This is a genomic window from Paraburkholderia sp. FW306-2-2C-D06C (genome assembly GCF_058781505.1).
On the sequence record NZ_JBYSWU010000017.1, the window covers coordinates 95,649 to 117,329 of the forward strand.

Annotated in this window: 17 protein-coding genes and 2 pseudogenes; 11 read left to right on the plus strand and 8 right to left on the minus strand. The window is 60.4% G+C overall.

What is annotated here, in order from left to right; all coding sequences use genetic code 11:
* Positions 1–93: 93 nt before the first annotated feature.
* The gene (locus AC3WLT_RS15455) at positions 94–390 is read left to right on the plus strand and encodes a hypothetical protein (protein ID WP_492592585.1); all 297 of its coding nucleotides are present in this window, start codon (positions 94–96) and stop codon (positions 388–390) included.
* 233 nt (positions 391–623) lie between these two features.
* Here the strand turns inward: AC3WLT_RS15455 and AC3WLT_RS15460 are convergent.
* Positions 624–1,156 (minus strand): annotated as a pseudogene (locus AC3WLT_RS15460) (NAD-dependent epimerase/dehydratase family protein); the annotation flags it as partial.
* Positions 1,157–1,878: 722 nt separating this feature from the next.
* Here AC3WLT_RS15460 and AC3WLT_RS15465 point away from each other — a divergent pair.
* The 7 genes from AC3WLT_RS15465 (at position 1,879) to AC3WLT_RS15495 (ending at position 8,075) form a co-directional block, all read left to right on the plus strand.
* Positions 1,879–2,097, plus strand: coding sequence for a hypothetical protein (locus tag AC3WLT_RS15465; RefSeq protein ID WP_492592586.1), 219 nt, complete (start codon positions 1,879–1,881; stop codon positions 2,095–2,097).
* Between the two features lie 470 nt (positions 2,098–2,567).
* Complete coding sequence (locus AC3WLT_RS15470) at positions 2,568–2,927, plus strand: hypothetical protein (RefSeq protein ID WP_492592587.1); 360 nt, start codon at positions 2,568–2,570, stop codon at positions 2,925–2,927.
* A 37-nt stretch (positions 2,928–2,964) separates the two neighbouring features.
* Positions 2,965–4,980, plus strand: a complete 2,016-nt coding sequence (locus AC3WLT_RS15475; RefSeq protein ID WP_492592588.1) for an AAA family ATPase — start codon at positions 2,965–2,967, stop codon at positions 4,978–4,980.
* A 103-nt stretch (positions 4,981–5,083) separates the two neighbouring features.
* Entirely contained in the window at positions 5,084–5,452 is a 369-nt protein-coding gene (locus AC3WLT_RS15480) for an HVO_A0114 family putative DNA-binding protein (protein WP_492592589.1), read from the plus strand.
* A gap of 17 nt (positions 5,453–5,469) precedes the next feature.
* Positions 5,470–5,781: a hypothetical protein gene (locus AC3WLT_RS15485; RefSeq protein WP_492592590.1), complete on the plus strand. Its 312-nt coding sequence runs from the start codon at positions 5,470–5,472 to the stop codon at positions 5,779–5,781.
* A gap of 227 nt (positions 5,782–6,008) precedes the next feature.
* Positions 6,009–6,866: a GSU2403 family nucleotidyltransferase fold protein gene (locus AC3WLT_RS15490; protein WP_492592591.1), complete on the plus strand. Its 858-nt coding sequence runs from the start codon at positions 6,009–6,011 to the stop codon at positions 6,864–6,866.
* A 909-nt stretch (positions 6,867–7,775) separates the two neighbouring features.
* Entirely contained in the window at positions 7,776–8,075 is a 300-nt protein-coding gene (locus AC3WLT_RS15495; RefSeq protein ID WP_492592592.1) for a hypothetical protein, read from the plus strand.
* Positions 8,076–8,495: 420 nt separating this feature from the next.
* Here the strand turns inward: AC3WLT_RS15495 and AC3WLT_RS15500 are convergent, their stop codons facing one another.
* From AC3WLT_RS15500 to AC3WLT_RS15515, 4 genes and pseudogenes are all read right to left on the minus strand, one after another.
* The gene (locus AC3WLT_RS15500; protein ID WP_492592593.1) at positions 8,496–10,688 is read right to left on the minus strand and encodes a penicillin-binding protein 1A; all 2,193 of its coding nucleotides are present in this window, start codon (positions 10,686–10,688) and stop codon (positions 8,496–8,498) included.
* A gap of 760 nt (positions 10,689–11,448) precedes the next feature.
* Positions 11,449–13,068 (minus strand): methyl-accepting chemotaxis protein, encoded by a 1,620-nt coding sequence (locus AC3WLT_RS15505; protein WP_492592594.1) that lies wholly within the window; start codon positions 13,066–13,068, stop codon positions 11,449–11,451.
* Positions 13,069–13,547: 479 nt separating this feature from the next.
* Entirely contained in the window at positions 13,548–13,820 is a 273-nt protein-coding gene (locus AC3WLT_RS15510) for a hypothetical protein (protein WP_492592595.1), read from the minus strand.
* Positions 13,804–14,264, minus strand: a pseudogene (locus AC3WLT_RS15515) (MgtC/SapB family protein); the annotation flags it as partial. The pseudogene AC3WLT_RS15515 and the gene AC3WLT_RS15510, both read right to left, overlap by 17 nt.
* 238 nt (positions 14,265–14,502) lie before the next feature.
* Between AC3WLT_RS15515 and AC3WLT_RS15520 the strand changes: the two are divergent.
* Both AC3WLT_RS15520 and AC3WLT_RS15525 read left to right on the plus strand, forming a co-directional pair.
* A complete protein-coding gene (locus AC3WLT_RS15520; RefSeq protein ID WP_492592596.1) occupies positions 14,503–14,991 on the plus strand; it encodes an NUDIX domain-containing protein in 489 nt (162 codons plus the stop codon).
* A 425-nt stretch (positions 14,992–15,416) separates the two neighbouring features.
* On the plus strand, positions 15,417–16,475 hold the full coding sequence (locus AC3WLT_RS15525) for an NHL repeat-containing protein (protein WP_492592597.1): 1,059 nt from the start codon (positions 15,417–15,419) through the stop codon (positions 16,473–16,475).
* A gap of 5 nt (positions 16,476–16,480) precedes the next feature.
* Here AC3WLT_RS15525 and AC3WLT_RS15530 read toward each other — a convergent pair whose 3' ends face one another.
* The 3 genes from AC3WLT_RS15530 to AC3WLT_RS15540 form a co-directional block, all read right to left on the minus strand.
* Positions 16,481–17,431 (minus strand): M28 family peptidase, encoded by a 951-nt coding sequence (locus tag AC3WLT_RS15530; RefSeq protein WP_492592598.1) that lies wholly within the window; start codon positions 17,429–17,431, stop codon positions 16,481–16,483.
* Positions 17,432–17,767: 336 nt separating this feature from the next.
* Positions 17,768–19,756 (minus strand): thioredoxin domain-containing protein, encoded by a 1,989-nt coding sequence (locus AC3WLT_RS15535; protein WP_492592599.1) that lies wholly within the window; start codon positions 19,754–19,756, stop codon positions 17,768–17,770.
* Positions 19,757–20,060: 304 nt separating this feature from the next.
* Positions 20,061–20,348, minus strand: coding sequence for a GYD domain-containing protein (locus AC3WLT_RS15540; protein ID WP_492592600.1), 288 nt, complete (start codon positions 20,346–20,348; stop codon positions 20,061–20,063).
* A 570-nt stretch (positions 20,349–20,918) separates the two neighbouring features.
* On the opposite strand from AC3WLT_RS15540, the gene AC3WLT_RS15545 reads away from it, so the two are divergent.
* A complete protein-coding gene (locus tag AC3WLT_RS15545) occupies positions 20,919–21,593 on the plus strand; it encodes a hypothetical protein (RefSeq protein ID WP_492592601.1) in 675 nt (224 codons plus the stop codon).
* The last annotated feature ends 88 nt before the right edge of the window (positions 21,594–21,681 follow it).

Genomic DNA, 21,681 nt, shown 5'->3' on the forward strand with positions numbered 1-21,681 from the left:
GTTAGATCGTAGGCACCCGATCTCCTGACTTAATGGGCAATTTCGCAAGCTGCGCACCGTGGCGACGGATCGCCATTCTCACAGGACCACGAAATGGAAATCAAACGTTTTATCTTTCAATCCAACGGCGCGGAGGTCATCAAGGTAACAGGCGCTGGCGTAACGGGTTATATCGCCGCATCCATTCCACTGGAAGCGCTTGCAATCTGGCACCGGCGAATTCGCGCTCGGCTGAAGCGGATCAGCCGGCTTCCGTATCGCCAGCGACTCGGGAAACGTCGCAGATTGAAGCCAGTGCGCGTTCGCACGCGCCGCCTCCGTCCAGAGAAACGCTATCGCGGCCGCATGCGCCATTGGAGCGGCGCCCCGCGCCAATTGTGCAGGCAATAGCGTGCACCTGAACAGCTGTACCAAAGAATGACATTGTTTGAACGGGCGCACGGCATCGCGGGCGTTGATCGCTGTCCGAGCCTGTCTTCGAACCTGAATTGTTGAGGTGAAACGCCGAACCGATTCAACGCGTCGACCTTACTTTCGTGCACTCGCCGTGCCAGGTGCCGCCAGGGTGCCGACTAGTGCCCGAGGTTGCTAAATTAGCGTCACGCTTTGACCAGAGCATCCAGAGCATCCAGCGCATCCAGCGCATCCGGCGCGGCCAGATGTCCGCGCGCCACATTCGCCAAGTGAATATAGTTATACCCGCCCGTGCCATCCGGCGTTTCATTCTAGCCGCCGAACACCCGTAGTTTCTTGAGCTTGCCAACCGCCATCTGCGCTACATACGGCATCAGATTGTTCGGAATCCAAGCCGGAACTTCGCAGATCAAAGCACTATCATGCGCGCCCACCGGATTGAGGTAACGCAGCGTCGCAATCCGCCAGCTCGGGTCCGAGATTTCCAGATCGCGCAGCACCTGCACGGCGATCAGCTTCGATTGCCCATATGGATTGGTCGCGGACAGCGGAAACGACTCATCGGCCGACGAGTCTTCGGCACGTCATAAACAGTCGCCGACGAACTGAACACAAACTGATTCACATCGAGCGCGCATCACGTCGAGCAAGGTCAGCAGACTGACGAGGTTGTTGCGGTAGTGCTCGATAGGCTTCGCGGCGATCCGCCGACTGCCTTCAACGCCGCGAAGCCTCGGCTTCCGCATTGTGCCCGATGGGTCATCGTGTAAAGGCGGCGTCTGCTTGCATTCGCTGAATCTTCCCTGACACTTGGCTCGCGATTGTGCGCTGGCTGTATCAGCAGATTCACAGTCGTCAACCAACATCAACCAGACTGGAATCCTCACGAAAATGAAAAAACGACTTGCTGAACATCTGTTTCCGCCCGACAAGAGCATCGTGCGCTACGGCGGCTTGTCCGTCGTGTCGCTGTTATCGGCTGCCGGGTGACGTATGCGCCACCGTCACTGATGAAGCGGCACATGACACGCGGCACTTGTCTAGAGCAAAGTGAGCGGCAGGCGGGTGAAGAGACGACTTTCTCTTAGCCCGTACGGTGCTCACGATTAAGGAACGCGATCTTCATTTCCATCACTGGACTGCACCTTGCAGTCCGTCACTATTGATGTAACCCGATGACCAATATCCACAGATACTGGCGCGTGTTCTGGGGCGAGTATTTCGCCCTCTTCATGGAGTGCATCCACTACCAGTCGCCGTAGCGTGCCGCCTGACCCGCAGCCGCAAAAAGTAAGTTAATTTTTCCCGGCCGAGTGCTTTGCTGATCTGAAATCAGGCTTTCAGGGACACGCACTCGTGACGTTTGCGTTCAGTTATTCAGAAGAGAGACTGGCATTGCGTCGGTTATCCGTTTCTTCCGTCGCGTAACAGTCTCACTTTCACACTCAATAAAATGGAGTCCGAATGAACGTTTTGAAAAAACTGGCTGAATATCTCTTTCCATACGACAACGGCAATATCGGCCTTCTATTGCTCGCTATCGCGACGGCTGCATTGAGCAGTGGCGTCGTCGCCATATGCTTATGGATCGTGCATTCCCCTCCCGCACTGTCAGCGTCGGACGCGGTGCAGCTCGATTGTCTCGAACGCTGCGAGAAGATGTGCGACGGACAAACCCGTTAGCTGTCGCGCTACGCGAAATTTCTCACCAACTCTAGAGAGGAAACACACATGGGAAACTTTCGATCCTACTGGCAAGTCTTCTGGACAGAATGTCTTGCCATATTCCTTGATTATGTCCAGCCGTTGGTCGTCGTCGCGCGATGGCTGCGTAGTAAAAAATAGAATGTAGTTTGCCATCCGCATTACGCCCACGCCCGAAACAGTGTGGGCGGCTCGCCTCACGATTCCTTCCGCCCGTCTCCTCCTGAGTTTCCCTTCTACGTCATCCGCGCCGCGATCCTTCGCGTGAGCACGCCACAGCTCCATCTTCAATATCCGCTCACCGTGCGCCTTTCGAGGTCGTCCATCCGCAACGCCGTTCCTGCGCATCCTGATTCGTCGACTTGCATCCGGCTTTTCGTGCGCGACGATGGGTCTGTGTTGTTCGCATCTGAACGAACCACCTGTCCCATTCATCAAGGAGAAACTTCATGCAGAGCGATCGTCCTCAGTCCCGTCTGAACTTCATTGACCCGGCTTACGCAGAAATCCCGTGGTATTTCCACTGGCTGTTGAACACCCTGGGCGCGATCGGCCTGGCTGCTCCGTATCTGACGGTGCTGATCCCGTGCTTCGCAGCGGTGTGGGGAGCCGGCCAGTTGCAGTTGCTCTTCGGCTCCGCCGCATACGGAACCGTGTCGGCCCTGATGTCGATGATCAGGACCGGTGCGACGATATTTGGCATCGAGATGCTGTTCACGATGTATTGCACCCGTCACGAGTGGGAGGAGGTCGTGCGCAGGATCATCCACGAGGCGTGCGAGGAATTCCTGCAGCCGTGGTTGCGCTGACCATCCGACGTCCTTTCCATCTTTACCAGGAACAACCATGAGACACCTCGTCCGTTCTGTATCCGGATTTGTCCTGCATTTCGTGCTTGCGACAGCGCTGTATGGCTGGGCACACGCGATCCTGCATGAACTCGCATCAGGGAAGCTGATGCATGCCAGAAACCGACCCCTGATACTGGGCGTCACCGTCGCGCTGGCGGTGCTGTTCTGGTTCCTGTATCACAGATATCACTTCGTTCGGCGCATCGCCCTCTTCATGCTCGGGCTGGCGGTTCTTCAATCTCTTGTCCATCTGAATCGCCCCTGGCTGACGGCGTTTGCCGGGTGTCTGGTGCTCGCGCTGGTGGCAGGCGTCTGGTACCGACGGGCCCACCCGCTCTCGCCGTCAACCCGCAGGGCAAACGTCTCCGACGCCCGGCGCGAAAGTTATTTCCAGGCTGTCTTTCCCGGAGCAGCGTCACCGACGCGGCCGTCGCAGCCAGCAGCGCCTGCGTTCGCCCCTGATCCGGTTCGTGCCGCTGAACCTGTCTACAGTTTTGACGAACTCGTCGCGCAACCGCGTTTCGATTTCTCCCAGATCGTCGGGATGGCTGCGACGAAAGCGAGATTGCTGGGTGCCGCACGCGAAGTTATCGGAAATCCAGAGCGCGCGCGCAACGGCGTCCTCCTGTTCGGAGAGCCCGGCAACGGCAAGACCATGTTTGCCGAGGCGCTCGCTGGCGAACTGGGCGTGCCATTCTTCGCGCTCGACTACGGTTCGGTCGCAAGCAAGTGGATCAATGAGACGCCGGCGAAGGTCAAGGCTGCATTCGCCCAGGCACTGAAGCTCGGCCACGGGGTCTTCTTCATCGATGAATTCGATAGCTACGTCAAACCCCGCGGGGACGGAACACACCACATGGACCGGGACCTCACGAATGTGATGCTCACTGAGATCGTACGCCTGCGCGGCACGCGAATCGTCCTGGTCGCCGCGACAAACAACGTCGCCGCACTGGATAGCGCGGCGATTCGCGAAGGCCGGTTCGACTTCAAGGTTGAAGCACCTCCGCCAGATCTCGAAGCCCGCAAGGCCATACTCCGTCGCTCGGTAGGCGAAGCAATGGGTTTCCATGCGCTCACCGCACCGATGCTCGCAAATCTCGCAGCGCGATGGGAGGGATTCAGCGCCGCACGCCTCGCATCGGTCGGGCGCGAGCTGGCTGACATGCGTCGTGAGGGCGCCATCGGCGAAGGCAGCCTGAGCTTCGATGTTGCGATGCGTGCGATGCGACGCCTACAGGGCTCGAAAGGCAGGCTTCCTGAAAACGTGAAGTCGATCGACGAAATGATCATGCCGGATGTCTCGCGCAACGATCTGCATGATCTCGCCTTCAGGCTGCGACACGCCGACGGCCTCGAGCGGCTCGGCGGCAGCCTGCCGCGCGGCGTGCTGTTCTACGGGCCACCGGGTACTGGCAAGACACAGGCGGCCATGGCGCTCGCTAAAGCCAGTGGGTACGCGTTCCTGAAGACGACGGGGGCCGAACTGCTCGCGAACCCCTCCGCGTGGGACAGGCTCGTCAGGGACGCGAAGGACCTCCGGCCAGCGATCGTCTTCATCGACGAGGCGGACGATGTGCTGGGCGAGCGCCGTATGTCAGGCGTCGCCCCGGTCACGAACAAAGTGCTGACGACACTGGACGGTGCGGACGGGCGGCTGCCGGACGTTCTGTACATCTGCGCAACGAACCATCAGGACGCGCTCGACCGGGCTGTGCTTCGTGGCGGGCGACTTGAAGAGAAGGTCGCGTTCTCGGTACCGGAGCATGAAGCCCTGACGTCCTACGTCCGCATGCGTTTCAGGGTCATGGCCGGCGACGTGTTCGCCGTCTCACGCCACACGATGGACTGCGCTGTCGCCGGTCTGAAAGGCCATTCGATTGCGGATGCTGACGCGGTGTTGCAGCGAACCATTGACGCCGCAGCCGTGCGGCATCTACGCGAAGGCACTGCGGTGATCACCGCGGAGGATGTGCGTACCGCGTTGCGCAGCAGGTTCGCGCTGGGCTGAAGACAGTACCGGAAGCGTGTCGCCTTGCAATCCAGAGTTGGCGCGATATCGTCACGATGTGCGCCACCAGTGTCGCACATCTCCCTATAGAGAAGGAATGACCATGCGACTTCTTATCCTCGAGACCACTTCGTTTGACGCCATGCAAGAGCGTATGGACGCAATCCTCGACGGTCAACACCCCGATTCAACATTCATATTCTTCGAGGAGCCAGAGGGGTTGCTGAGGACCACTACTGCGAAACGCATGGAGATGATCCGGCTGCTGCTGCACGACGAAGGACCGATGACGGCGGAGGCGATTGCCATGCGTCTGAAGCGTGGCAGGATGATGGTAGGCCGCGATCTCGAAGTGCTTCTCGAGTCGGAAATCATCGACCTCGATCGGGATGCACGTTACCTGTTCGAGTTCGATGGCGTCAGGATCCGGTTGCAATTCCCGCACTCTGAACACAGGGTGGCGCAGTCTTGAACACGGACACGTGCGAAATGGTATTTGGTTTCCATGAATCGGGCACCATGCGAATCAGCCGTCTCGAGTATCTATCGGTTCCGGAGGACGGGAAGCTGCCCTCCGGTGCGTTCATCGAAGTAGATGGTCTGTACCTCGTCAGCGCTCCCCAGGGCGGCGACGGTATGGACGGGATCGTACGCGACCCGGCGCACTGGGCGGTGTGTCTGTTCCCGCGCGACGCTCATGGCAACGTCTTGGGCTGGTTCATGGAATTCGATTCAAGACGCGACCTCATTAACGCTCTGGGAGATGGCATCTCGACAAACGCAATCATGTGGCTGCAGTGACGAGCGAGACGATCATGTTGCGGCGAGGATGAAAGCTCTTGTGGACCCCCTCGCCTTCGGGCGAAGCTTCCTGCGACTCTAAACGCTGCGGAGGTCGGTGGCTTGGATCACTGGTACCACCGATCTTTGCCGAACTGTTTCCAGCAAGCGTCCGCGCTACCGCTCAAGGTCTTATATACAATACTTGCCGTGCGACGGGCGCGCTTGCGCCCGCGCTCGTCCGGCCGATGTCGAAGGGCCACAATGTCGGCGCTGCGCTCGGAGCGACAGCGAGCTTCTTTGCGCCCGCGGCGGTGATCGTTTTTTCTTCCTGCCGGAAACTCGAGGGCAAGAACTCGAGTGACGACAGTTTCCGCAGGGCTTTAAGATCATCGGGCGCATCAGGCCGAATGGGTCCCGTTGCGGCGTCCACCGGATGTTGTATAGCGCGCGCATGCCGCCCCGCTGTCCGGCAACTCGGCATCGAGTTCGAAGATCGCATCGACTTCGCGCGCCGGCGCCAGTGCAACAGGAATAGCGATGACGTTATCAGTAGTTTCTTAAATAGTACTGATACTACGATCTTGCAACAACCCGGTATTCGTTTTGTTGAAGTACCCCAACTCCAGAGAGCCGCGCCAGCGACATCCTTCAGGGAAGCCGGCATCTCGCGCTTTCACGTCGACCTGCTGGTCCCGTCGCCCGATGAAAGCTTCCCGATCCGGGCAGTGCCTGAGTTGAAAGCCCACGCCGTTGGACTACCGTATCTGGCGTACCTGTTGGGTACGTCGCAGACAGGCACCCTTCTTTCGCGGCACGGGGCCGTCCCCGTGCGAGTTCCCGATGCGAATCGCTTCGCAATACACAAACTGCTGGTCTCGCAGCTGCGTGATCATGCGAGCACAAAGGTTCTGAAAGACGTACAGCAGGCGGCAGTCCTTCTGGCATGCCTTGGCGAGCATCATCCGGGCAGCATTGAAGACGCTTGCGCTGCGTTGCCGAAGAGTGCACGGCGCCGTACCACGCGGGCCTTGAAGGTTCTGGAGCCTTTGCTGAATCCCCATCCGGCCGCGTGGAACGAGATAACGGAAGCGTTATCGGCCTGAGTGAACACGGCAGGCCGCTGCTGTCCTTCCGCTGGCAGGTCGGTAACGATGCGGCAGGGCAGGGCGGGCGTCCCCGCGGTAGCACGGGCAGCGCACGATAAACCTTACCGCCGACTTCCCAATCAATGGAGACGATAGTTGCCGGTCCAATGGTCGTCCCACTAACACTTCAACGATGGCAGGGGTGTCGGCCTTGTGCAAACCTTTTTATCGCATCGCCCACGGGGTGGCAGAGGACCATTTTGGTGAAGCAGTTTGTTATTGCAACTCCGAAGCGCACAGGAGTATCGAGTAAATCCCTCCGGCTGAGCTGGATGACGCACGTCACCAGTCACCAGTGACAATGCGTGATTCCTCTGGACGGGCGGTAACCGGGTGTTTTGGAGTGCGAGCGCGCAACTTGCGGAATTCGTTGCGTGGCGGAATCCAACTTCCTCCGTTAAATCAACGGCATGATCCTGGAGGCCTGTCTCACTGTGAGACAAACTGCCCTCGATGACGGGTGCTGCGATGCGTCTCCTGATCGTGGGTGGTATGCCCGTGCGCTATACCATGGCTCCCTATCTGTGGGCTGGAAATGAACCGCCACTTGCCACCTTCGGCTGGTACGTGAACCCCGTGCTTGCCCTGGCCGTCGAAACAAGAGTGGGGTCATGGCTTGGCGCGGCGTGAGGAAGGTATGGCGCCTCTAGCTCTCTACCGGCCCCAACGATGACAAATATGAAAGGGGTAATTTCCTCCGCATTTTTGGCTCTCTGCGACTGTCTGAACGAACGGGGCCGCCTCTAAGCGCCCGTCCGGCGTAACCGTAAAAATTATTTTCACTTCCCCCTGAAATCCGCCTCGCACAGTCCGATAAAGGTTGCAGCGGACATCACCAGCCGCTAGACCCGGAAATCCGGAGTCTTCGTGCTGAAAGCGCGCATCAGGGACGCGCGCTTTCAGACGCTAAGTGTGGGCCGCTATCGGAAAATCGGAACTTCTGTTCAGAGTCTACGGAAGTTCGGCATCGGCGCGGACTCGGTCGGCCTTGCGGCGACCGTCATCCGTCTCAGCGCGGCCACGAAGCGTCATTCGCCCGCCCCGCCGCTCGGACATTCAGGCGTCGGTTCCACCCAGGAAGCGGCCATTCAATTCGCGATGTTGAACGTTGCTTCATCGGCCGAAGCGGCCATTGCCCCTGCCTCACTCGTGACTGCCAGTGAATGACCGCTTCCGCGCAAAGCCAACGTCCTGCATCGACCTAATGTCGGCCTTGCCCCCGAGACTCGCCCTGGTCAGGACGAAGGCGCTCAGCCTCCTAATGCCGGAACGGCGTTCTGCAAGATCGCTTCGATCCCTTCGATCCTTTTCCATACGTTGTTACTCAGCAGTGTTCGGGGCATTCCGTCTCACGCGCAAAAAGCAGGATGCAAACACATTTCAGCAAATCCAAACAGAGCCTGGCCCATGTGCCGCAACGGATCGTTTCGACATCGCAAGGCGCCATGCTTGCGGGGGCCGGGGTAGGCTTCGGTCGAGCAATCCGGATCGAGAAATCGGTCAGCGGGCTACTGCCGGCCGCCTCGGATTGAGATGCTGCGTCGGCGGCACCGGCGAATGCGAATGTCGCGTCCTCCATCGACGACATCAGAACCTCCAGAAGAGGAAGTGTCGATGCCGTCGCGCATGGACCGTGCGTGGTGGCCGCGTCTCGGGGCCGAACTGCGCATCCGGATCAATGACCCTCGCGCGCAGCGCCATGTCGTAGAACGCGCCCACCATCGGTAAGGCGCTGTGCGCGCCCTCGCCCCAATAGTCGTTGCCGAGCGTCACACGTGCATCGTCGAAACCTACCCATGCGCCTGCGACCAGTTGCGAATGCATCAGGATGAACCAGCTATCCGTGTTGTCCTGCGTCGTGCCCGTCTTGCCGGCCACGTCGGCGCGAATCCCGAAGCGCGTCCGGATACCTGCGCCGGTGCCCCGGTTAACGACGTCGCGCATCACGTCGACGAGCGTTTGCGCTGCGCCGGCGGGCAGTGCCTGTTCCGGCGATGCGCTCGCGAATTCGGCGAGCACCTTGCCGTCGTGATCCTCGATGCGCGTGACCATGCGCGGTTCGAGATAGGCGCCGCGGTTCGCGATCGTGCTGTACGCCGAGACCATTTCCTTGAGCGTGACGGGGCTCGTGCCGAGCGCGAGCGACGGCACCGCTTCGAGCGGACTCTCGCGCACGCCCATCGCACGCGCGAGCTGTGCGACCTTCTCGGGACCTTCCTTTTGCATGAGCTGAGCGGTGACACGGTTGCGCGAATACACAAGTGCGTCGCGCAGCGTCATCGGTCGGCCGGTGGGCGGTTCCGCGTCGGTAGGCCGCCAGCTCGCATGCCCAGTCAGCGGAATGGCGACGTTCCGGTCGACGATCGTATCGCTCGGCCGCGCGCCGTCCGCAAAAGCCGCGCCGTAGACGAACGGCTTGAACGTCGAACCCGGCTGGCGCCGCGCCTGCTGCACGTGATCGAACGGCTCGTCACTGAAGTCGCGGCTGCCGACCCATGCCTTGATATCTCCGTTGCGCGGATCGATCGCGACAAACCCCGCCTGGATCTGCGTCTTGCTCCGGCAGAGCGCGCGGACGAACGTGGGGTTCGTTCCGAGCTTCCTGAGCGCGGCCGGATCCGATTGACCAGCATCGCGTGCGGCGCGGTAATCGGGCGTCTGCCGGATGAATGTCTGGAACAGGTCGTTGCCCGGCCAGCAGCCCGTGCGTTCGTTCCATGCGTCGTTCGCGATCGATTGCAACTGGTTCGTCTGCCAGTCCATCGCCTGCGTCGCCATCGCCTGCAGGCGGGAATCGATGGTCGCGCGCACGACCAGCCCGTCGGTATAGATGTTATAGCCATTGCGATCGGCCCATGCGATCAGCCACTTGCGCAATTGCGCCGAGAAATGAGGCGCGGTGCCTGGTGGCGCGGTCTGCAACTCGAAATTGACCTTAAGCGGTTGTCGCTTCAACCAGCTGTAAGCGTCGACCTTGAGCTTCCCATACTTGTTCATCTGCCCGAGCACTGTGTTTCGCCGCTGCAACGCGCGCTCGGGATTGAGCACCGGGTTGTAGGCGCTGTTGGCCTTTAGCATGCCGACGAGCGTCGCGCTTTCGAGGATGTCGAGCTGATCGGCCGATTTGCCGAAGTAGGTGCGTGCGGCCATTTCAACGCCGTAGGCGTTGTACAGGAACGGCACCGTGTTCAGGTACGTCTCGATGATCTGATCCTTGCTGTACACGGCTTCGATCTTAAACGCCGTGATCGCTTCCTTAAGCTTGCGCGTGAGGGTCGGCGCGCGCCCGATTTCGTCGGGATACAGGTTGCGGGCGAGCTGCTGCGTGATCGTCGAGCCTCCTTGCCGGTCGCCGGAAAACGTATGCAGCGCGGCCGATGCGATGCGCTTCCAGTCGATGCCGTGATGCTCGTAGAAGCGGCGGTCCTCGGTCGCTACCAATGCATCCACCATGTACGGCGAGATCTGTTTGAGCGACACCCACTCGCGATTGACTGGCTTGAATTCCTCGAGCAGTTTGCCGTCGGCCGACACGATCAACGCTGGCCGTTCGATGCGGGCTTTGCGGATGTCGCCGATGCCCGGCGTAAACGGCACGAGCGCAAGCACGTACAGCAGGAAGAACGCCGGCAACGCGGCGAGCGTCAGCGCGATGCCCCGTCGCGTTGGGTGGCGAAGGCGACGCAGCGCGCTGTTAAAGTCGCGTCTGGCCCTCGTGCTGCCGGCGGCGGCCAGCGGTTGGATGCGGGCCAGCCACCGTGCGCAATGTTCACGAAACAACGATAAATATCGGCGATTCACGGTGGCGGGGCGCTGGCGGAAAAGCCGGGATCGTACCAAAACGGAACGGCGCTTCCGTCGTCAAAAAAGGGCTGCGGCGCACGGCATTAACAGATGATTACATTTGTTTCGTGTGGACAACGTTCTCTGCCTATGGCCCCGGATTTGCGGTGGGCCTTTGCACGCGATCAGGACGCGGAAATATGGTCGAACGCGATTGCATCAGGCGCGAAGACGGAGGCACGCCTCATATGGATCACTCGCTGAGAATGTCGATCCGGGGATCAGGAGGCTGAGCGCCTTCTTCATAACCAGGGTGAGTCAGATTCCAGGTGTTCTTATTGGGGTGCCGTCAAGATTCGGGCTGGCTTGTACGCTTGCGATCTGGAAAGTCCCACTGCATAGGGATCGGCACAAACCGTGCTTCGAGCGGTTGAGCCGGGGACAATCTCATCACAGCAAGTGCTTGATTTGATTAATTGTGCAGCGCCGCTATCGTACGTTGGCGTCCGAATCTTGACGGCACCCCAAATACGACGCCGTGCGTGACAGGGTACTCGCCCTGTCGCGCGAGAACTCACAGGAAGCGTTCACGCTCGCCAAGGAACAGATCAGGCGGCACAGATAATCAGTCACGCACTGTGCCCCCGATGCTCGGACGACCGCTTTTCGGGTTGAACCCGCCACTCGGCAAGCCGAGTCCGGCCCTCAGGCACAGCCCCTCGAACGCGATCGGTAAAATGGCATTAACGCGACCGCGTTACGGATAGCTTCGACAATATCGTACGAGGACGACCGTTCCCGGAAAATCTGCTCCAATACCTCCCAGTGGTATTGCCAGCTGCCTCACCCTGAAAAAGGAAATCCGTTGTTTCAACTCGACAGTTTGCCGAACCAGTGAGGCTGCAGCAGCTGACGCCTGCTCGACGAGCGCTGCGTTTTGCTGCGTAGCCTCGTCCATAAGTGAGACTGCCTGATTGACCTGTTCGATACCAGTGCTTTGCTCGCGAGATGCGCTCGATATTTCGCTCATAAGCGCCGTAACCTGCGCCACGACCGTGCTTACCTGACGCATGGAATCGCCCGCTCCCTGGGCGAGCAACGCGCCGCTTGTCACCCGTTCATTCGAAGTCAGGATCAGATCCCTGATTTCTTTCGCGGCGGCCGCGCTGCGTTGTGCCAGCATGCGGACCTCTGACGCCACCACTGCAAAGCCGCGCCCCTGCTCGCCCGCACGGGCGGCCTCGACAGCCGCGTTTAGCGCCAGTATGTTGGTCTGAAACGCTATTCCCTCGATGACACCAATGATGCTGCTCATTTGCTGGGCGCCCGTCGCCAGCTGACTGATCATCCCGGCAACACGACCCACCTCCGCGCTACTGCCGCCAGTCGCTTCGGACGCGGCGCTCGCCAACGTGCTCGCCTGCATGGCATTCTCGGCAGTGTGTTTAACGGTGGCCGTCAGTTGCTCCATACTTGCCGCCGTTTCTTCCAGGGACGCGGCCTGTTGCTCCGTGCGCCGTGACAGGTCGTCATTGCCGGCTGAGATCTGTGTTGATGCTGTCGCGACGGACTCGGCGGTCTGGTGAACGTGACGGACGACGTCGGAGACCCTCTCATTCATGCTGCGCATGGCGTCCAGCAATTGCCCCGTTTCGTCAGTTCTGTCGACGATGATTTCGCTAGTGAGGTCACCGCTTGCGACTGCCCTGGCGACAGTCACAGCGGCCCCGATGGGGCGCGTGATGCTTCGGGTCATGAAGACGGCGAGCAACGTCGCGGCAATCAGCGCGGCAATCGTGACCACCAAGACAGCGACTTCTGCGACATGCGCCAACTCGGTAATCGTCGCGCCCTGTTCTGTCGTGCGCTGCATGACGATCTGGATCATTGCGTCCAGCGCCTTTCCGATCGGCTTGTCTGCGCCGGCGACGCTCCTGTCCCGAACATCAATTGCCGCCCCTGACTCCACAAGCGGAGACAGTCGGTCCATCGACGCCCGATACGCTCTCGTTGCATCGAAAAGCGCCTCACTTGCCGTCTGTTCGTCCGGGCCGAGATGCCCACCGGTTTCCAGCGCCTTGACAGCAGCATCGATGTCGTCCAGGTTCGCCAGAAATTTCGCGTTGTAGGCGCCCCCACGAAGTACATAGTCCTTGTAATTATGAACGGCATCGCCGAAAGTGCCTTTGGCGTGCTGCAGAACCTTTAGCTTGGCAAGAGTGACCGATTCAAAATCGGTCCATTCATTTGTGATTCGCGTGAGCTTGATGAATGCCGTCGCGCCGAGTACCACTGTGAGGAGCGCAGCAAGGGAGAATGCGATTGCGAGACGCACCCCGATACGGAGATTTCTGAAACGAAGGAAAGTACCTGTCATTGTTTGTCCTTATCCTGGTCGTGAGAATCGAGAACCCCTTCAGATGCATCGCTGCTGGTCTCATCGAACCGATCGGGCTCAGGCAGATTCCGGCAGCGTGCCATGCATCATGTATTACGGCCTGATTCAACGCGGACTTAAGAGACGGAGCGGCACGAAAAGGTTTGCGACCGGATTATTTTTTCATCAGAATTTACCGATAATTGACCAAGTAATTTCCTAATCGCGAAGGAACCTAACTAACCTTCAGGTAAATGCCATAGAGCCTCTGCTAGAGTTCTCGATATGGTCCACCGCAATATCCTGGTGCAAGGTAGAAGACACCCAGGCAGGCGATTCCGGGCACGGGCCGACGCGGCACCCGACAGGTAGTCGGACGGGCATCCAGATCAGTCAGAGCCAGACGCACATCAGGTAGAGGACCCATCTGTTGTTCGATCTGCCACGTTCAAGATCGCTTGCCGGTTAGCGGCCGAACGTTATTGGCTTTCGTGACTAAAAAGATCATCGACAATTCGCCGTGCAGCGCTGTAACCGCCCATCAAGGCATCTGCCTCCGTCGCAAACGGGCGACCGCCGACCTCACCGAAGCGCAGCGGCGAAAATACCGCGACCGCATTGCCTGCCTGAAGAATTCTGACTATCGCCACGTAGCCCGCGCGCGCAGCAGCCCCGGCATTCGGCCGCCAGCTAAAGTCAGATTCGACACCCACCACAAGGGTGTACCCGTGATATTCATACGTACGCGTCATGGCCTACTCCGCTTTCATCTGCCATCCGGCACTCACGGACGCCCGGCATCGCTGCCAGCCGTGTGCGGATCATCTCGAATTGGCCGTCGCGCGCGACAGCCCGATCTGCACGTCGTCGAGTTCAGGGTTGTCTTCCGATTGCTGGACCATGAGCTGCTTGACCCGGACACTTCCCGTACCCAGGGCGTTGTGCCCACTGTCGAGCGATACGCTGCAGCGTTCGACCAACAGGGTTATGTTGCGCTGTTGTTTGACCGAAATGAAGCGACGTTCGAGCAGTTTCACGCCTGCAAGGATGATCAGGAAAATGATCGTCACGCCGAGGGCGGCGGTGTACATCCCACCACCGACCGCCAGACCGATTCCTGCGACCGACCAGAGGCTGGCAGCGGTCGCCAAACCTCGCATGATCTCTCCACGCAACAGGATTGACCCCGCGCCGACCACTATAAATGGCCGCTCAGGATCGAACCGAGTCGGCCGCGTCCGGGCAGAGGTCGGCCATGAACGGTCGTTCCACACATACGCCCTTGAATTGTTGGCAATCGCTATCCCGAGCGGGAGCAGCCTCCGGCTAAACTACGGTTCACAGGCAGCGGTGTGACAGACGTTGAATGATCTAAGCCGCACGAACGCGGTGAACCGGAAGATCCTCTGACCATGAAAGGAAAGGAGAGACCTCATGCCGAGCCTTGAGCGAGCGCGATCGACTATGCTTATCGACTCTGTCTGGCGCATGGTGCTTCGCCTCGGATTTCCGCTCGCTCGCGCCTGGTGGCACCTTCGACGGCCTCGCCATGAGGGCGCGCTAGTAGCAATCTACGTCGGGCAGGCGCTGTTGCTGGTGAAGTCATCGTACCGGACCGAGTGGAGTTTTCCCGGCGGTAGTATCCGGCCCGGTGAGACGCCTGATGCAGCGGCGCAGCGCGAAATGGAGGAGGAGATTGGTCTCTCGTCGTACCCATTACTCCCCGCGGGCAGTGTCTGCGGCGTTTGGGACGGACGAAGAGACCGGGTGCATTTCTTTGAGCTGCACCTCGATTGCATACCCGAGCTGCGGCTTGATAATCGTGAGATTATCGCCGCGCATCTGGCATCGCCGGGGGAATTGCCCGGCATCGCGCTGACAGGGGCGGTCGCTGCGTATCTCGGCAGAAATCTCTGCTGTTAGTTGGCCCTTTTCCTTTCGGGACATCTCGACGGGCCCTGGTGACGGCAAAGCAGCCGCTCGGTCTTCGTCACTTCTGGTTAGAGCGTATGTGATGGCAGCTTTTGAGGAAATTGAGTGACGCTTACGGGTCGAACTGAGCTGCTCGCGACTCGGCTGCGTTCTGCCAAGTTGAGCCGCTCACACAGGCATTCCGACCGTTCGTTGCTGGGCTAGGAACGAGCTAATCACGCGTTAAAAAGCCGGCCATCCGTGTGCGACATATGGGCATAACACGTTAGCACGCTGGACTACCGTTCGATATCGATGGGTGTTGCTTCACATCGCCCGCCAAAACACAGGTCCCAACTGGCGGAAGTTTGTTCGGCCTCCGGCCGGCGTCTATGCTTGATCGGCGCATTCGCACACTATGATCCAGGAGGCGTGTCATGAAATCCGCGCTATGTGTCGCCGTCGTCAGCATGCTTTTCGGAGTCCAGCTGGCGCACGCCGCCTGCTCGCACGACGCCATCTTTCTCACGCTCGGTGATCAGATTCGCGGTTACTCCGCGCGCGCCAACGGAGCGACCGAACCCTGCCAGGTACTGCAAGGGCCGCTCACTACCCTGATGACGGCCGGGGCGACGGTGATCGACAGGAAGGACGCCTTTCACGTTGCGCAGTTTGGCAATGACACCGTCGACATCTTTCCGCGGAAAGCGGAGGGCAATCAGGCGCCTGGTCGCTCGTTCATGCCGGGGATGACAAATGACCTGCCCGGCATCGCGGTGGACTCTCGCCTCAACGACTTCGCCCTGAGCGTTCGTCTCTCGACTGCGGGCGTGATGGTCGTTCCCGCCAATAGCTCCGGGCCGATACCCAATCCGGTCCGCATTACCGATCCGAATATCACCCAATACCAGAGCATCGCGATCGACGGCGACGACAATCTGCTGATCGCGGGTTATGACATACAGGGAACGGCGATCATTGACACGTTCGGCACGAGCCGAAGCGTGACCGCGCCACCGCTTCTGCGCAGCCTCACGGGTCCTAAAACCGACCTGTTTCCGGGCCGCGATGTTTTTTTCTCACAGATCGCCACGTCGATCGCTGTCGATCCTCGTACGGACGAATTATTCGTCTACAACACGACTGCGGATGCGAGCCAGACCCAGGTGAGCATTTTCGCCGCCAAGGCGAATGGCAACGTGCGACCGATACGGACAATCAGCGGTCCAGCCACGGGAATCATCGGCCAACGCTTGCCGCCGCCGGGTAACAGGATCGCCGTCTCGCCGGATGGACGGCTCTTCGTTGCCGAGCCGAACCTTCGCATTCTCGCGTTCGCGCCGGGAGCAAGGGGCAATGTGGCGCCGTCTCAAGTCATCGAGGACTCCACGCCCGGTCCAGCCAACTCCGGAGGGATCGCTTTCCGGTCGGGGCGAGGCGGGCAACAGGATGAAAACGAATGTTCGATGAAAACTGAAGAAGCCGGTAGAAAATAATCTGGTCAGACTTGTACCTCTAGCGTCGAACGATCGCTTTGGTTAAATCTGAAGGTCTGTTCAGGGTCGGTAGCTGACAGAGGCCTCGTGTCGACCAGGGCCTGGATCTTGTCGGGATTTGCGCCACCCGGCCCCAGCGACGCCACGCTCGCAGCCAACCCGCGCGTCACGGCGGCCATGCGCCCATAGTCGAGCGTCGCAGGGACATCGTGAGCAGTATGGTAGTGCGGGTTGCGCAGGTAGGCGGTGTCCGTCACCATGGCGGCCGGATAGCCGTGGCACCAGAAGGAAGAATGATCGCTCAACGCAACCCCTGGCACCCACCACGGCAGCGCCGCTGCTTCGAGCGGAAAATTGGACGACGCCTGAAACGCGTTGACGAACCATCGCAATCGGCGCGCCGAGCGAAGATTGGAAACGAAACCGATAAAGTTGCCACACGCTGGATAGAAGTAACGTAGCAAAGGCGGATACCTTTGCGTGCCCGGCTCGTCCCGGTAGTAACCGAGCATCTCGAGCGAAAGCATCAGGCGTATGTGATCCCCGCGCTGCCGCGCGGCTCTCGCGTACCTCAGACTGCCCATGTCGCCGCGGAAGAAAAACGGCGCTTCCTCGTTCGCGAACGCAACGCAGCGCACAGTGTACCGAGGCGAGAGGGCCTGAAGCATCCCCGTGATCTCGAGGAGCGCGGCGACGCCGCTGGCGTTGTCGTCGGCACCGGGGCTGTTTCGCACGGTGTCGTAATACGCGCCAAGCACAATGATTTCGTCAGACTGAACGCAGCCTGTGAGCGCAACTTCGAGATTGGCACAGGGGACCCCTAGCACCTGATAGTCCTGACGCGTCACTGCACAGCCACGCCTCGTCCACTGCTGCACGATATAGTCGGCTGCCGCGTGCAGCGCGTCCGGCCGGAACACGTTGCGCTCGCCGATGTCTTCGGCGAGAACCTTCACGTGGCGCTCCAACGCCGCAGCCAGGTCAGGGACGTGCGCAGTCACCATGCGATTCTCTCCATCCGTTCACGAACGAATCCCGCCATTGAAGCAGGGGACGGCTACCGGCGAGCGTAACTCCGGCAGCGATTCATATCTCAAATGTGCGCCGCTTCGTGCCCGCATTGCAATCGTCGAGTCGCATGAGCAGGTCCGGGCCGAACGCAACAGCGGCGCGACCGTGGCGTAAGCGCGGCACAGTCCCGCGGCGGCGGCACGTGACCCGGCCCGCGATGTTGGTTTGAACTACCGGCAATTCGTCAACGGCGACAGGGTGGTGATAGCGCTGGCCCGCCATCAGGATGTACAAAGCTCAAGGAGCGCCTTGCCGTCGGTCACCGGTGCGGCGCACGTGCGGCTTCGGCACACGTAGGCCGTAGGGCGGCCCTTGACCGGGTGGCGCCCCCGGCCAATCGGCACATCTTCGGCAAAGGCCAGCACGCGCGCGGGGAGGTATGCGCGGTGAACACTTGTTACCAGCGCGGCGGCGTCCGATTTGTCGCCCGCAAAGATGATCTCGAGCGGGCTGCGTTGCGCGAAGTCCCAAGCGGCAAGGAGGTGCGTGAAGCCGGCTGGCGCCTTGGCGGCTGCGAGCTCGTATCTCCGGAATTCGTGCTCGGCGCGGTCACGGTAGAGATCGTGGCCGGTGAGCTCATACAGGCGCAAGAACGCAAACACGCTCGTTGAGATGCCCGACGGCCACGCATTGTCGTACGGTGCGCGCGGCCTGTGCACCAATGGCTCGCCGTCACACGGTGTGAAATACAGCCCGTCCTCCCAGAACTTGTCGAGGATGAGTGCCGCGAGTTCGATGGCACGCTCGAGGTAGCGCTTATCGAAGCATGACTCGTACAGGTCGAGCAGCGCATTGGACAGGAAGGCGTAGTCCTCGAGAAACCCTGGTACCTTGGCTCTCCCGTCGTTCCAGGCACGGTACACGCCGCCGTCGGGCAGGGTCAGCTCGCTCTGGATGAAATGGGCGGCACGCTGTGCTGCGCTGAGATACTCGAGGCAGCCCGTCGCCTGGAAAGCGGCACAGAACCCTTCGATCATCAGGCCGTTCCAGCCGGTGAGAATGTTGTCGTCCCGGGCCGGGCGCACGCGTCGGCCGCGCGCCGCCAGCAACCGCTCGCGCCAGCCCGCCAGAAGCGCCGCTTGCAGCGCATCGAGCTCGACCGCACGGTGGAGCACTGTAGCACCGTGTTCGAAGTTGCCGTGTTCTGTCACACCGTAGACCTGGCACGCCATTGCACCGTCGGTATCGCCAAGGACTGCCTCGATCGCGGCTGCTGTCCAGACATAGAATTTGCCTTCCTGTCCTTCGCTGTCGGCATCTTCGCCGGCATAAAAGCCGCCACCGGGGTGCGTCATGTCGCGCAGGACGTAGGCGATGGTTTCCTCCACCACGCGAAGCCAGGCCTGCTTGCCGGTCAGCCGGTAGGCGTCCGCGTACAGCTTCACGAGCTGGCCGTTGTCATAGAGCATTTTCTCGAAGTGCGGCACGGCCCAACGCGCGTCGACACTGTAGCGGGCAAATCCACCGCCGAGCTGGTCGTAGATGCCGCCGGCCGCCATGTGGTCGAGCGTGCGTTCCACCGCGTCAAGCAGCGCGGGCTCGCCACTTCGATGATAGACGCGCAGCATGAGGTCATAGCAGCTCGGGTTGGGAAACTTGGGGGCGCCCCCAAGCCCGCCATGGACCGGGTCAGTGTTCCGTGCCAGGGCGCAGGCTGCCTCTGCCGGCAGATCCCCGACGCCGGCGGCTTCGCCGCCCAGATTCGCTTGATCGAGCTGTCGGAACCCCTCCCGAAACTGCGCAATAGTGTCGCGCAGCTCCGCTCGCCGATGCCGCCAGGCTTCGCTCAGAATCATCAGCACGCGCACGAACCCGGGGCGGCCATAGCGGTCGTCCGGCGGGAAGTAGGTGCCGCCGAAAAACGGCTCTCCCTGTGGCGTAAGGAACACGGTCAGCGGCCAGCCGCCTCCTCGTCCCGTCAACTGGCTGACTTGTTGGTAGATGTTATCGATATCGGGACGCTCCTGCCGATCGACTTTGATGCTGATGTAGCGCTCGTTCATCAGGCTTGCGATACGCGGATTCTCGAAGGATTCGTGTGCCATGACGTGGCACCAGTGGCATGCGGCGTAGCCCACGGAGAGCAGGATCGGCTTGTCTTCCTCGCGGGCGCGGCGAAACGCCTCTTCGCTCCACGGATACCAGTCCACCGGGTTCTTTGCGTGTTGCCGCAGGTAAGGGGAGGTTTCAGTGGCGAGCCGGTTAGTCATGGCGGTCTCCAGCCGGGCTTACGCGCCGGTCATCATGACAAATGTCGCGCAGAGCCCTGCGCTGTGCAAGTGTGCGGCTGGCGGGTTGCTGGCCGACGGTTTTCCCTGCGCGCACGGAACCTGGGCGCACGCCCTCCGGCCTCGATCGCCGTCCGTTTCGTGCTATCGGGGGATTGCCTGCCGAGCCACATCGCGCAGGCCAATCGCGGCACGGCAGCCGTACCCGCCCGGAGACTGCTGTCGGGCGTGGCTTGCGGCATGGGGGCGCACCGGGAGGAAGTTCCGCCGGCTTTCGGTCGGCGCGCTATAGGGTCGCGATGAACTCGTTCCACGCGGTCCCTTGCAGGGTCTCGGTGGTGGCGTGTCCACAGGCGCGGATGATCAACGCTGCTCTTTCGAGCTGTTTCAGATCGTCAGACTCGACGATGTCCACCACATCGAAGCGCCCGAGTGTCAGATAGCTGTCTTTCCAGGTGACCGCAGGGCATTCGGCCTTGATTTTCCCGGCGACTGTGGCGGCGAGTTGTTTCAGGTCTTTGGGATCCTTGAACGCGTCAGGCGACAGACGGCTAAGGATGACGTACGTGGCCATGGAATACCTCCGTACAAATAATTGACCCGCAACAGGGCACGGCAGGCACACGAAGGAAAATAGCCTCCCATCAAGGGCTAGCGCCCCCGTGCTCTTTGATTATAGCGGTGCCCCACGTCCTGGGTGCCCGAAACCCGGTCGTATCGTTTTCAGAGCAAGGGATGTCCCGAGACGCGACCGTGCCTTCGGCTTTCGCAAACCGTCGAATAAGCGCCTGGTGTTGAACCCGGCTGGTCGCGATCGTCGCAAACCGGCCAAGAGCAGACATTCGACCGGGCGTCTTGAATCGTTGACAATTTTCGCCCGGCTGTGCGCCTGAGATGCGAGAAGAAAGCGCGTCGATCGACGATCTGACGTATAAACCGCGACCCGCCGCCACGTGTCGTCGGCGCGTTGCCATCAAGTGCATGGCCGCCGCATGGAAATTACAACGGACTCGCGGACGCGTATCTGCGCCGGCAACTACTCGTCAGGGCGGGGAAATTCAGGTTTGCCCTAGCTAAAGTATTTGCGTCTGTTGTCGATATGCAGTGTAGGCACCGCCCCGTTTAATTTGCCTCATCCGCCGCCATGGCCAAACATACGCGTCCCAGCCGTCGTAAGCGCTTCCCGATGTGGATTGGCTGCGTATTTACGTTGTATATGCAGGCCCTGTTTTGTAAAGAATCAGTTGCCGATAGCGTTGGGTTCGTCGATGACACGATTTCGAAGGGCAGCGCGAAGGGCCTAGTAACGACGGCCGCGCAGCTGTCGGACGCTATGTTTCCGCATGCGAGACCTGTCGGTCGCGACAGCGCCAGGCTTTTGGCCGATGCCAGTGTTCTCTGGCTGACCGGCGACGACGCGATTTCCGTTGCCGGCCCAACACGGCAACGCGTGGAACCGGTGGCGATTGTCCGTCGAGATCAATCCCGTGTTGTGTCGTTAGTTTACCTGACTTGCCGGCAGAGATACTGCGGCGCCTGGTTGTCCGTACTCGAGGTTCAGACCGATCGAGTCGACGTATTGGACGACACAATTTCGCTCCCGGTTGATGATGTCGGGGCTAAAGAAGGCTGCGAGGGAGCCCTGCGCGGCAGCCGGCCAGCAGGTGTCGGCCATTGTCTGTTCGGGGCGTCTGCCGATAGCAGTAGTGGCGACGGTAAGCCGGTTCACGCTGGGGGCAGCGGCATCCTGGACTCCGTTGCAATTTACCGTGACAGCGACGCCACCATGCTTATGCCATCGGCTCTCCCGCGATGCTAGTTCCAACGGTTCGCTTCCTGGTGCGTCAAAAATGCCTTCTGAGGCTTGGCCGATCCATCCCGAAACCGAAAAGTGAACCTCAAGTGCG